Source organism: Pseudomonas sp. NMS19W, from assembly GCF_051554255.1.
GTDB lineage: Bacteria > Pseudomonadota > Gammaproteobacteria > Pseudomonadales > Pseudomonadaceae > Aquipseudomonas > Aquipseudomonas kribbensis.
Genome location: NZ_CP136718.1, coordinates 5,406,598 through 5,418,710, shown reverse-complemented (window position 1 = coordinate 5,418,710; position 12,113 = coordinate 5,406,598). Strand labels below are relative to the sequence as shown.

Here is a 12,113-nt window from a genome sequence, read left to right as displayed (position 1 = left end):
GCCGGTCTCCAGTGTGAGGTGTTTCAGGTGTTCAGGTTGTCATCCGGGATATTCAGCTCGATGCCCATGCGCTGGCCTTCACGCAGGATGTGCCGACGCATCTCGGCGCTGGCCTGGGCGCTGTTCTTGCTGCGGATCGCGCGCACCACGGCTTCGTTTTCCTCAAGGCGTTCGGCCAGATGCTCCGGCGAATTGCGCAGCACTTCGGCGCTCTGCTTGAGGGCGTTGCTGGTCTGCTGCACCACGCTCTGGAAAATCGGGTTCGAAGTCAGGGTGAACAGTTCTTCGTGGAAGGCGATGTAGGCGCTGACCCCGGCCTCGCTGTCACCGGCTTCGAGGGCTTCGCGCATGTCCATCAAGGTCAGGCGCAGCTGTCCGACTTCCTTGCTGCTGATCGACTGCGCCACCAGACCGACGATGAACGGTTCGAGGGTGTAGCGCAGTTGCAGTACGTCTTCGAGGCTGGCACCGGCCACGGCGCTGTCGTGGCTTTGGTTGTCACTGGCCTGGGCGTCGAGCACCACCACGCCTTTGCCCGGCATCGAACGTACCAGACCGAGGGTTTCCAGGACGATCACCGCTTCGCGCAGGCTCGGGCGGCTGATGCCCAGTTGTTCGGCCAGTTCGCGCTGGCCCGGCAGCATCTCGCCGGAGCGCCACTGGCCACGGGCGAGGGCGGCCCGGAGTTTTTCTACCACTGAGTTGACGACGGTGGATGTAGTAATCACGTGTTCGCTCCATGCGCCGTGCCTGCATGTGCGCAGGCACGGCGCTCATTCAGAATTCTTTGGCCGCCGCTTGAGCGGCCGTTTTTCTCGGCTGAAAGTTATAGCCCTGCTCGCCGTTGAGCACCTTGTTCGCCCGTTGTACGTCGATGTCCTTTTCCCAGCGGGCGATGGCCACGGTGGCGACGCAGTTGCCGATCAGATTGGTCAGTGCCCGGCCGATGCCCATGAACCAGTCCACCGCCAGCACCAACACCAGACCGACTACCGGAATCGCCGGAATCGCAGTCAGCGTGGCCGCCAGAATCACCAGCGCCGACCCCGGAATGCCGTGGGCGCCTTTCGAGGTGATCAGCGACACCAGCAGAATCGTCAGCAGATCGGTCATGGCCAGCGGCGTACCGGTAGCGTTGGCGATGAACACGATGGCCAGTGTCAGGTAGATCGAAAAGCCGTCGAGGTTGAACGAGTAACCGGTGGGAATCACCAGCCCGACGGTCGAGCTGCCGATGCCCAGGTGTTCCAGTTTGCGCATGATCTGCGGCAGCACGGCGTCGGAGGACGCAGTGCCCATGACGATCAGCAGTTCTTCGCGCAGGTACTTGAGCAGCGGCCACATACGCAGACCGGAGGCACGCATCACCAGACCCAGAATCACGCTGACGAAAGCGATGCACGTCAGATAAAACAGGCCGACCAGACTGCCCAGATGTTGCAGGGAGTCGAGGCCATATTTGCTGGTAGTGAAGGCGATGGCGCCGAACACGCCGATCGGTGCCAGGCGCACGATCATGCCCATGATGCGGAAGATCACATGGCTCAGTTCGTTGATCAGCCGCGAGATCCCGGAGGCGGCTTCGCCCACCAGATTCAACGCGCTGCCGAACAGCACTGAGAACAACAGCACTTGCAGGATATTGTTGTCGGCAAAGGCGCCGAGTACCGAGGTCGGGATCAGGTCCATCAGGAACTGGGTGGTGGTGTGCATGTGCTGGCCGCGTTCGGCGATGTCGCCCATGTCGGCGGCGGACAGCTGCTCCAGATGGATGTTGGCGCCGCTGCCGATCCCGGTGCTGAAGGCGAACACCAGACCGATCACCAGGGCGATGGTGGTCAGCACTTCGAAGTAGATCACTGACTTGAGGCCGATGCGCCCGACCTTCTTCAGGTCGCCGGCGCCGCTGATGCCGCTGACCACCACGCAGAACACGATCAGGCCGATGAGCATCTTGATCAGTTTGATGAAGCCGTCGCCGAGCGGTTTGAGCTGGGCCGAGTATTCAGGAAGGGTCAGTCCGCAGACGATGCCGAGCACCAGTCCGAGAACCACTTGGAGGAAGATTGAACGCGAGCACCATCTGAGCATGGGAGGAATCCTGGTCGGTGTCCTGGCTGCCGTGCGCGGGGCGCATCAGATTCAGGACTTAATTATTGTGGTCTTACCGGTATGTCCAGTGCGGGTGCAGTCTAGGCGCTGTTTTTTACGGATCGCAAGTGAAAAATGACGAATTGGCATGACCGGTCTGACCAGTTGGGCGCAAGGCCCCGACTTTGAGCCATTCGTGGTTCGAAACTTTTTTACGGGCGAAAAAAAACCGGCCATCGCTGGCCGGTTTTTCATGCTGCGGTTTCAGCGTCGCAATTAAGCGCCGTATACCGGCAGTTTCTTGCAGATGGCTTTGACTTTCTCACGAACGGCGTCGATCACCGCTTCGTTGTTCAGGTCAGCCAGGATGTCGCAGATCCAGCCCGCCAGCTCTTTGCACTCTGCTTCCTTGAAGCCGCGAGTGGTCACGGCCGGAGTACCGAAGCGCAGGCCGGAAGTGACGAACGGGGAGCGTGGGTCGTTTGGCACGGAGTTCTTGTTCACGGTGATGAACGCTTTGCCAAGAGCGGCGTCGGCGTCTTTACCGGAGATTTCCTGCTTGATCAGCGACAGCAGGAACAGGTGGTTTTCAGTACCGCCGGAAACCACGTCGAAACCGCGCTCGATGAACACGCCGGCCATGGCCTGGGCGTTTTTCACCACTTGTTGCTGGTAAGCCTTGAACTCAGGCTGCAGCGCTTCCTTGAAGCAGATCGCTTTGGCAGCGATCACGTGCTCCAGCGGGCCACCCTGGGCGCCCGGGAAAACGGCGGAGTTCAGCTTCTTCTCGATGTCGGCGTTGGCCTTGGCCAGGATCAGGCCACCACGTGGACCGCGCAGGGTCTTGTGGGTGGTGGTGGTCACGACGTCAGCGAAAGGAACCGGGTTCGGGTAGACGCCAGCGGCGACCAGACCGGCCACGTGAGCCATGTCGACGAACAGGTAGGCGCCAACCTTGTCGGCGATGGCGCGGAAGCGCGGGAAGTCGAGGATCTGCGAGTAGGCAGAGAAACCGGCCACGATCATTTTCGGCTTGTGTTCAACAGCCAGGCGCTCGACTTCGTCGTAGTCGATCAGACCGTTGGCGTCGATGCCGTACTGGATGGCGTTGTACAGCTTGCCGGAGGAGGAAACGCTGGCGCCGTGGGTCAGGTGACCGCCGTGAGCCAGGCTCATGCCCAGGATGGTGTCACCGGCCGACAGCAGCGCCAGGTAAACAGCAGCGTTGGCCTGGGAACCGGCGTGCGGCTGAACGTTGGCGTAGTCGGCACCGAACAGCTCCTTGGCGCGGTCGATGGCCAGTTGCTCGACAACGTCGACGTACTCGCAACCACCGTAGTAGCGCTTGCCCGGGTAGCCTTCGGCGTACTTGTTGGTCAGTACCGAGCCTTGAGCTTCCATCACCGCTGGGCTGGTGTAGTTCTCCGAAGCGATCAGCTCGATGTGTTCTTCCTGGCGCTGGGCTTCTTGCTCCATGGCGGCAAAAAGATCGGCGTCGTACTTGGCAATAGTCAAATCACGGCTGAACATGGCGGTCCTCAAGGATCGGGGGCAGAAAAGGGGGGCATTCTAACCCAACGGGTTTTGGATGGCATATGAAACGACATCATGTCGCAGACAAGTGGCATTCAAGCAGCGGCAAGCTTCAAGCTGTAAGCCCTGAGCAGAAGCTTATCCGCCGTTAACTTGTAGCTTGTTACGTGAAGCCTGTAGCTGCTCCAGGTCAATCGAACATGAACAGCGCGTCATTACTGAACTGCGCTTCGAAGCGGGTGGCCGGCATCGGTCGCCCGAACAGATAACCCTGAACCTCGTCGCAACCGTGCTCGCGCAGGAAGTCCAGCTGTTCATGGGTTTCCACACCCTCGGCGATTACCGCCAGGTTGAGGCTGTGGGCCATGGCGATGATCGCCCGGGCAATCTGCGCGTCCTGCTCGCCGGACGGCAGGCCGTCGACGAAGGTGCGGTCGATCTTCAGCACGTCGATCGGGAATTGCTTGAGATAGTTCAGCGACGAGTAACCGGTGCCGAAGTCGTCGACCGCGATGCTCAGGCCGAGGTTCTTCAGGCCGGCAAGGATCTGCATCGCCTCGCTGACTTCACGCATCAGGATACTTTCGGTCAGTTCCAGCTCCAGGCACGCCGGCGGCAGGCCGGTTTCCTTGAGGATGGTGGCGATCCGCGTGCCGAGCTGGCCGTCGGAGAACTGCCGGGCGGAAATGTTCACCGAGACCTTCGGCACGCGCACGCGGCTCTGATGCCAGGTCTTGAGTTGACGACAGGCTTCGCTGATCACCCAGTCGCCGACGTCCACCACCAGCCCGAGTTCTTCGAGCACCGGAATGAAGTCCCCCGGCGGCACCAGCCCGCGACGCGGATGACGCCAGCGCAGCAGGGCTTCGGCGCCGGTCAGGCGTTTGCCGTCGCCGCTGAACTGCGGCTGGTAATACAGCACGAATTCGTTCTGTTCGAGGGCATGACGCAGGTCGCTTTCCAGTTCCAGGCGTTCCAGCGCACTGGCGTTCATGTCGGCCTGATAGAACTGGAAGTTGTTCTTGCCGCGCTCCTTGGCGTGGTACATCGCGGTGTCGGCGTTCTTCATCAGCTGACTGAGTTCGTTGCCGTCCTGCGGGCTCAGGGCGATGCCGATACTGGCGGTGACGAAGAATTCGCGACCCTCCAGCACGAACGGCCGCACCAGGCTGCCAAGAATCTGCTCGGCCACATGGATCGCACGGTTCAGCGCCATCTCTCGGCTGGAGCGGTGCTGCAGCAGCAATGTGAATTCGTCGCCGCCCATCCGCGCCACGGTGTCGTCATCGTCGACGCAGGCCAGCAGCCGGGTGGCCATATCCTTGAGCATGCGGTCGCCGGCGGCGTGACCGAGGGAGTCGTTGATCGGTTTGAACCGGTCGAGGTCGAGGAACATCAGCACCACCCACGACTTCTGCCGGTCCGCCGATTGCAGCGCGGTATGCAGGCGATCCTGGAACAGCGTGCGGTTCGGCAGATGGGTCAGGGCGTCGTAGTAGGCGAGGCGGTGAATGCGCTGTTCGCTGGCCTTGCGCTCGCTGATGTCGCTGAAGAAGCACACATAGCTGGCCAGATCGCCTTCGTCATCGAGCACCGCCGTAATGCCGACCCACGCGGGGTAATGCTCGCCGTTACGGCGCTTGAGCCAGACTTCGCCTTCCCAGGTGCTGTGCTGATGCAGTTGCTTGAGCACGTAACGCAGGTGTGCATCCTGTTGTTCGTCGACGGTGAGCATGTTTGGCAACTGGTCGAGCACTTCGCTCACCGCGTAACCGCTGACGCGGCTGAACGCCTCGTTGGCCTGAACGATGTAACCGGCCGGGTCGGTGATCAGGATCGCTGACGTCGAATGCTCGAATACCGTGGCCGCCATGCGCAGGTCTTTTTCGGCGCGGCGCTGCTGGCTGATGTCGCGACCGACCCCGAGCACGCCTTCGAAGGCGCCATGTTCGTCCCACACCAGCACCAGGCGCAGTTCGATCGGGATCTTGCGGCCATCGGCGCGCAGGCAGTCGAACAGGAACATCTGGGTCTGCACCTGACTGCGCAGGATTGCCAGTTGCTCGGGCTTGTCCAGGGCTTTGCTGACCCGGTCCATCAGGTGGTAGATGCCGTTCAGTTGCTGCGGGTTGGCGATGGTCGATTGCCAGCCGTTCTGGAAAATCCACTCGGCATCGTAGCCCAGCACCGCTTGCACCGACGGGCTGACGTAATTGAGCGACAGCTTGCTGTCGGTGGAGAAGATCACGTCGCTGATGCTTTCGGCGAGCATCCGGTAGCGCTGCTCGCTGTCGCGCAGGGATTCGCTGGCCTCGATCTGCTCGGTGATGTCCTTGGCCACGCCGATGATCCGCGTGACCTGATCGTGTTTGTCCCGGGCCAGCGCCTGTTCGCGGATATCGAAACGCCGCCACTTGCCGTCGCGATGACGGAATCGCAACTGGCATTGCAGTAACTGGCTGTAACCGGCGTGACGCTGCATCTGCCGCGAGCGGTGGTAATAGTCGGCGTCTTCCGGGTGCAGGAGGATTTCCCAGAAATACTCGCCCATCTGATGCAGCTCGCTGCGGTTGTAACCGAGGGTCTGGCCCAGGTGGTGGTTGCTGAAAATCATCCGCTGGCTGATCACATCCTGCACGTACAGGTGATCTGGCACGGTGCGCACCACGTCCGACCAGAAGCCTTCGCGCTCCAGCAGCGACAGTTCGATCAGCTTGCGGCTGGTGATGTCGTTGATGCTCAGGATCACGGCTTTGTAGTCGTGCTGTTCGTGAGGCAAACGCAGCACCAGCCACAGGTGCTGGTCGCGGCCGTTGATGTCCGGCAGTTTGATTTCCAGTTCCAGCTGCTTTTGTTGCTGGAGCACGGCGTCGAGCACCTGATTGCCGATGGCGCACTGACTGTGCGGGTGACCGTCGATCAGCAGCTGCCAGGCGTGGTCGCAGGAATTGACGTTGAGCAGTTGCAGCGCCACCTGATTGACCTCGGTGACTCGCAGTTCCTGCAGCAATTGCTGGCGTTGCTGCGGCTGGTCGAGCCAGGCCTTGAGCTGGTCGCTGGTCTGGATCTGGGCCTTTTCGAAAACCTGTTTCAGTCCCGAAAGATCCAGCACGCACAGAGCCACACCGGTGCCTTCGAAAATGTCCTGATAACGGCGGCGTCCTTCATGCACCTGGCGCTGACGGCGGCGCATGTTGAGCAAGGCAATGAACGGCAGCAGGGACAGCGCCAGGCCCAGCAGGCATTTGCCGATAAACGCCGGCAGCAGCTCTTCGAGCACATGTTGCCGGTCGAAAAGCCCGCGCAGTTGCCAGTCGCTGCTGCTCAGCGGCACCGTCAGCACGCTGTTGGCCAGATCTTCGGGTGTCAGTGTGCTGGCCTTGGTAGAAGGCAGGCCTTCGTCACGACTGATGATCTGGTGATTGATGCGGTTTTCCACCAGCCACAGCGGGCGGATGCCGGTCTCGCCCTGTTTGGTCAGCGAGGCAAAGAAGGTCGGGGTCAGGCGCAGCGCCCAGTAGCCGCGCGTGCTGCCGCTGGCCTGATGCAGCAACAGATGCACCACCGAGCCGTCATCGGCGTTGCTGAAATAATGTGCCTGGGCGTGGCTGCGGCGCACCAGATCGCTGAGGTAGTCGGCGTCCTTGCTGTCGGTGGCGCTATCGCTGAGGATTTTCCCCGACGGGCTGAGCAAGGCCATGCTCTGCAGGTCAGGCAGGGATTTCTGCAGCTTGCGCAACAGCGCCTGCTGTTCGTCGGCAGACTGAGGCTGTTCGACGATCGGTAGCAGATTGAGCGCGATCTGCGCGTTCAGCGACATGTTGAGGCTGACTTGCGAGGCGAGATCGGCGGTGTAATCGATGGTGTACTGACGCTGGTTTTTCTGGGTTTCGCGCAGTTGATCGAGCAGTTGCCAGAACAGCAATGCCAGCAGCATCAGCACCAGCGTCGCCAGCGCGCCTTTCAATGTTCCGCGCAGGGACGAGCCGGGCGCCGGTTGGGTGCTGCTCACAGAGGCTGGCGGAGTGACATTGGACAAGCTGTAATCCTGCGGTTTGGCTGGACTGGCGCGACGTGCACTATAAGCCGGACGCCCAAAGGGCGGCTAGCATGCCTTGAGTTGTGGCGAAGTGCCAGCCCCGCTCGGCTGGACTGCCTTCTGTCATTAAGGTAGCTTTGCCGGTTACGCGGGAGCGTTCCAGCTCCTAGACTCAGACTTTTTCAGCGCGCACGCATTGATGGCCATCAAGTGGTCAAGTGAACGACGCGCATCGGTCTGGCCGGGCATCGCCTGCGCTCCAATCATTCATCTGTCACTGACCCAAGGTTCTCCATGGCTCAATACGTCTTCACCATGCATCGGCTGGGCAAAGTTGTTCCGCCGAAGCGGGAAATCCTGAAAAACATTTCTCTGTCCTTCTTCCCGGGCGCCAAGATCGGCGTACTCGGCCTCAACGGTTCGGGTAAGTCCACGCTGCTGAAAATCATGGCCGGCGTCGACACCGAATTCGAAGGCGAAGCACGCCCGATGCCGGAACTGAACATCGGTTATCTGCCGCAAGAGCCGCAACTTGATCCGACCAAGACCGTGCGTGAAGTGGTCGAGGAAGCGGTCAGCGTGATCAAGGACGCGCAAGCGCGTCTGGACGAGGTCTACGCCGCCTACGCCGACCCGGACGCCGACTTCGACAAGCTGGCCGCCGAACAGGCCAAGCTCGAAGCGATCCTGCAGGCCAGCGACGGTCACAACCTGGAGCGTCAACTGGAAGTCGCCGCCGATGCGCTGCGTCTGCCGGCCTGGGACGCGAAAGTGGAACACCTGTCCGGTGGTGAAAAACGTCGTGTGGCCCTGTGCCGTCTGCTGCTGTCCGCCCCGGACATGCTGCTGCTCGACGAACCGACCAACCACCTGGACGCCGACTCCGTTGCGTGGCTCGAACACTTCCTGCACGACTTCCCGGGCACTGTGGTAGCGATCACGCACGACCGTTACTTCCTGGATAACGTTGCCGGCTGGATTCTGGAACTCGACCGCGGCGCGGGCATTCCTTACGAGGGCAACTACTCGGGTTGGCTGGAAGCCAAGTCCGATCGTCTGGCCCAGGAATCCAAGCAGCAATCGGCTCACGAAAAAGCCATGAAGGAAGAACTGGAGTGGGTGCGCAAAGGCGCCAAGGCCCGCCAGTCGAAATCCAAGGCACGTCTGCAGCGCTTCGAAGAAATGCAGTCGCAGGAATTCCAGAAGCGTTCGGAAACCAACGAGATCTACATCCCGGCCGGTCCGCGCCTGGGTGACAAGGTCATCGAATTCAAGAACGTCACCAAGGGCTACGGCGATCGCGTGTTGATCGACAACCTGTCGTTCTCCATGCCGAAAGGCGCCATCGTCGGCGTGATCGGCGGTAACGGTGCCGGTAAATCGACCCTGTTCCGCATGCTGATGGGCAAGGAAACTCCGGACTCCGGCAGCATCGAGATCGGCGAAACCGTGCAACTGGCCTGTGTGGACCAGAGCCGTGAAGACCTGGACGGCAGCAAGACTGTGTTCCAGCAGATCTCCGACGGCTCCGACCAGATCCGCATCGGCAACTACGAGATCCCGTCGCGTACCTACGTCGGTCGCTTCAACTTCAAGGGCGGCGATCAGCAGAAGTTCGTCAAGGACCTGTCCGGTGGTGAGCGCGGTCGTCTGCACCTGGCGCTGACCCTGAAGGAGGGCGGCAACGTCCTGCTGCTCGACGAACCGTCCAACGACCTCGACGTTGAAACCCTGCGTTCCCTGGAAGAAGCCCTGCTGGACTTCCCGGGCGCCGCCATTGTGATCTCTCACGACCGGTGGTTCCTTGACCGCGTCGCGACGCACATCCTGGCGTACGAAGACGACTCGCAGGCTGTGTTCTTCGAAGGCAACTACACCGAGTACGAAGCCGATCGCAAAAAGCGCCTCGGCGAAGCAGCGGCCCAGCCACACCGGGTACGCCACAAGAAACTGGCCTGATTTCAGGTTGGTTGCATGAAAGAGCGGAGCCTTCGGGCTCCGCTTTTTTTTGCCTGCAATCCGTCGTGATTTATAGCGTGTGTACTATTTGTTTTCATAAATGCGACATTTTTGTCTGTTGCTGTGTACAGATCGTTTGTTACAGTCCGGCTCAATCTCTTCCAACGACAACAAATTTGCCGAGACTTTTCCCATGATCGAATCCGTCGAATCCTTCCTCGCCCGTCTGAAAAAACGCGATCCGGATCAACCCGAATTCCACCAGGCCGTCGAAGAAGTCCTGCGCAGCCTGTGGCCGTTTCTCGAAGCCAATCCGCACTATCTGACCTCGGGCATTCTGGAGCGCATCTGCGAGCCGGAGCGGGCGGTGGTGTTCCGGGTGTCGTGGGTCGACGATCAGGGCAAGGTTCAGGTCAATCGCGGCTTCCGCATCCAGATGAACAGCGCCATCGGCCCGTACAAGGGCGGTTTGCGCTTCCATCCCTCGGTGAATATGGGCGTGCTGAAATTCCTCGCCTTCGAACAGACCTTCAAGAACTCCCTGACTTCGTTGCCCATGGGCGGCGGCAAGGGTGGTTCGGACTTCGATCCGAAGGGCAAGAGCGACGCCGAAGTCATGCGTTTCTGCCAGGCGTTCATGAGTGAGCTGTACCGCCACATCGGCGCCGACGTGGACGTACCGGCGGGCGATATCGGTGTCGGCGCACGGGAGATCGGTTTCCTGTTCGGCCAGTACAAACGCCTGAGCAACCAGTTCACCAGTGTACTGACCGGCAAGGGCATGACCTACGGCGGCAGCCTGATCCGCCCGGAAGCCACGGGTTTCGGTTGCGTGTATTTCGCCGAGGAAATGCTCAAGCGTCGCGAGCAGACCGTCGAAGGCAAGCGTGTGGCGATCTCCGGCTCCGGTAACGTCGCGCAATACGCGGCCCGCAAAGTGATGGACCTGGGCGGCAAGGTGATTTCCCTGTCCGATTCCGAAGGCACGCTGTATTGCGAGGCCGGCCTGAGCGAAGAGCAGTGGCTGGCGCTGCTGGAGCTGAAAAACGTCAAGCGTGGGCGGATCAGCGAGTTGGCGGCCGCATTCGGTCTGGAATTCCGCGCCGGTCAGTTGCCATGGTCTTTGCCGTGCGATATCGCACTGCCGTGCGCCACCCAGAACGAACTCGACGCTGAAGCTGCCCGCACCCTGCTGCGCAACGGCTGCATCTGTGTGGCCGAGGGCGCGAACATGCCGACCACCCTTGAGGCTGTGGATATCTTTATCGAGGCGGGCATTCTGTTCGCGCCGGGCAAGGCATCGAATGCCGGCGGCGTGGCGGTCAGCGGTCTGGAGATGTCGCAGAACGCCATGCGCCTGCTGTGGACGGCGGGCGAGGTGGACAGCAAGCTGCACGGGATCATGCAGTCGATCCACCACGCCTGTGTGCATTACGGTGAGGAAAACGGCCGGATCAACTACGTCAAAGGCGCGAACATCGCCGGCTTCGTCAAGGTCGCCGACGCGATGCTGGCGCAGGGCGTGGTTTAAGCACTGTGCTTCAAGAACGATCGATGCGGATCACTTCGATCAGTTGATTGCCGGCCGGACGCTGCCACAGCACTTCGTCGTTGAGTCGCGCGCCAAGCAGCGCGCGGCCCAGCGGTGAGGCCCAGTTGATCAGGCCGTTGGCGGCATCGGCCTGGTCTTCGCCGACCAGTTGTACCCGGCGCTCGGTGTTGTGTTCGTCGGCGTAGGTCACCCAACTGCCGATCTGCACTTTTTCGTTGGAAGTCGGTGCGGGGGCGACCTGAGCGCTGCCGACCCGTTGATTGAAATAACGCAAATCCCGCTCGAGATCGGCCAGCCGCTGTTTGTCGGCCTGTTCGCCCATGGCCGTTTGTTCTGCGTGCAGCGTCTGCAGCTCGGCGACTTTCGCCTGCAACTGGGCAAGCCCCTGTGGCGTGACATAATTGGGCTGCTTGCTGACCTGCCGTTCGACCGGCTGATCGGCTTGCGCAGCGGCGTTGTCTTCGTTGACGAAAGCACGGCTCATGGTGACCTCCTGTGACAACCGTTGGGCCATGGTCGCAGGCTAAAGGTTTCGCTGGATGTCTGGAAACGACCTACTGCGAACGATAAGCCCGCGCGGCGCCCTGATCCCTCTGTTGCTGCCAGGCCCGCTCGCGCTCGTCCCAGTGTTCGTTGCGATACTCCTCGCGATCCTTGTTTTCCAGCATCGCCTGGCACTGGCGGAAACCGTCGCTCCAGCCCTCGGCGTATTGCGGATCCTTGAGATAGCGCGGCACGTTCTTGCGAAACTCGCCGCTGATCGAACCGGCTGCCTGACGACCGCTGATGCAACCGTCATCGAAACCGTCGGCGAACGCCGGTGGATAACCCTTGGCGATCAGATCTTCGTGGGTGCTTTGACAGCCACCCAGCAACAGCAACACACCCACAAATCCCGCACACCGCCACATCTGACTCTCCCGCGCCGTTCTCCGGCTT

Annotated in this window: 9 protein-coding genes; 3 read left to right on the top strand and 6 right to left on the bottom strand. The window is 61.0% G+C overall.

Going from position 1 to position 12,113, the window contains the following annotated elements; all coding sequences use genetic code 11:
- Nucleotides 1-23: 23 nt before the first annotated feature.
- Nucleotides 24-728 (bottom strand): FadR/GntR family transcriptional regulator, encoded by a 705-nt coding sequence (locus tag R1A29_RS24820; protein ID WP_085732868.1) that lies wholly within the window; start codon nt 726-728, stop codon nt 24-26.
- Between the two features lie 49 nt (nt 729-777).
- Nucleotides 778-2,091, bottom strand: coding sequence for a C4-dicarboxylate transporter DctA (locus tag R1A29_RS24815; protein ID WP_085732867.1), 1,314 nt, complete (start codon nt 2,089-2,091; stop codon nt 778-780).
- A gap of 148 nt (nt 2,092-2,239) precedes the next feature.
- Here R1A29_RS24815 and R1A29_RS24810 point away from each other — a divergent pair, with 148 nt between their 5' ends.
- The gene (locus R1A29_RS24810; RefSeq protein WP_438299835.1) at nt 2,240-2,371 is read left to right on the top strand and encodes a hypothetical protein; all 132 of its coding nucleotides are present in this window, start codon (nt 2,240-2,242) and stop codon (nt 2,369-2,371) included.
- On the opposite strand, the gene glyA is transcribed toward R1A29_RS24810, so the two are convergent.
- Entirely contained in the window at nt 2,368-3,621 is a 1,254-nt protein-coding gene (gene glyA / locus R1A29_RS24805; protein ID WP_007950978.1) for a serine hydroxymethyltransferase, read from the bottom strand. The genes R1A29_RS24810 and glyA overlap by 4 nt on opposite strands.
- 193 nt (nt 3,622-3,814) lie before the next feature.
- Nucleotides 3,815-7,663 (bottom strand): cyclic di-GMP receptor MorA, encoded by a 3,849-nt coding sequence (gene morA / locus R1A29_RS24800; protein WP_248743711.1) that lies wholly within the window; start codon nt 7,661-7,663, stop codon nt 3,815-3,817.
- A gap of 294 nt (nt 7,664-7,957) precedes the next feature.
- On the opposite strand from morA, the gene ettA reads away from it, so the two are divergent.
- The gene (ettA, locus tag R1A29_RS24795) at nt 7,958-9,622 is read left to right on the top strand and encodes an energy-dependent translational throttle protein EttA (protein WP_007950976.1); all 1,665 of its coding nucleotides are present in this window, start codon (nt 7,958-7,960) and stop codon (nt 9,620-9,622) included.
- 193 nt (nt 9,623-9,815) lie between these two features.
- Entirely contained in the window at nt 9,816-11,153 is a 1,338-nt protein-coding gene (gene gdhA / locus R1A29_RS24790; RefSeq protein WP_134828165.1) for an NADP-specific glutamate dehydrogenase, read from the top strand.
- Nucleotides 11,154-11,163: 10 nt separating this feature from the next.
- On the opposite strand, the gene R1A29_RS24785 is transcribed toward gdhA, so the two are convergent.
- Complete coding sequence (locus tag R1A29_RS24785; RefSeq protein WP_438299834.1) at nt 11,164-11,658, bottom strand: GreA/GreB family elongation factor; 495 nt, start codon at nt 11,656-11,658, stop codon at nt 11,164-11,166.
- A gap of 70 nt (nt 11,659-11,728) precedes the next feature.
- Nucleotides 11,729-12,085: a hypothetical protein gene (locus R1A29_RS24780; RefSeq protein WP_438299833.1), complete on the bottom strand. Its 357-nt coding sequence runs from the start codon at nt 12,083-12,085 to the stop codon at nt 11,729-11,731.
- Between the last annotated feature and the right edge of the window lie 28 nt (nt 12,086-12,113).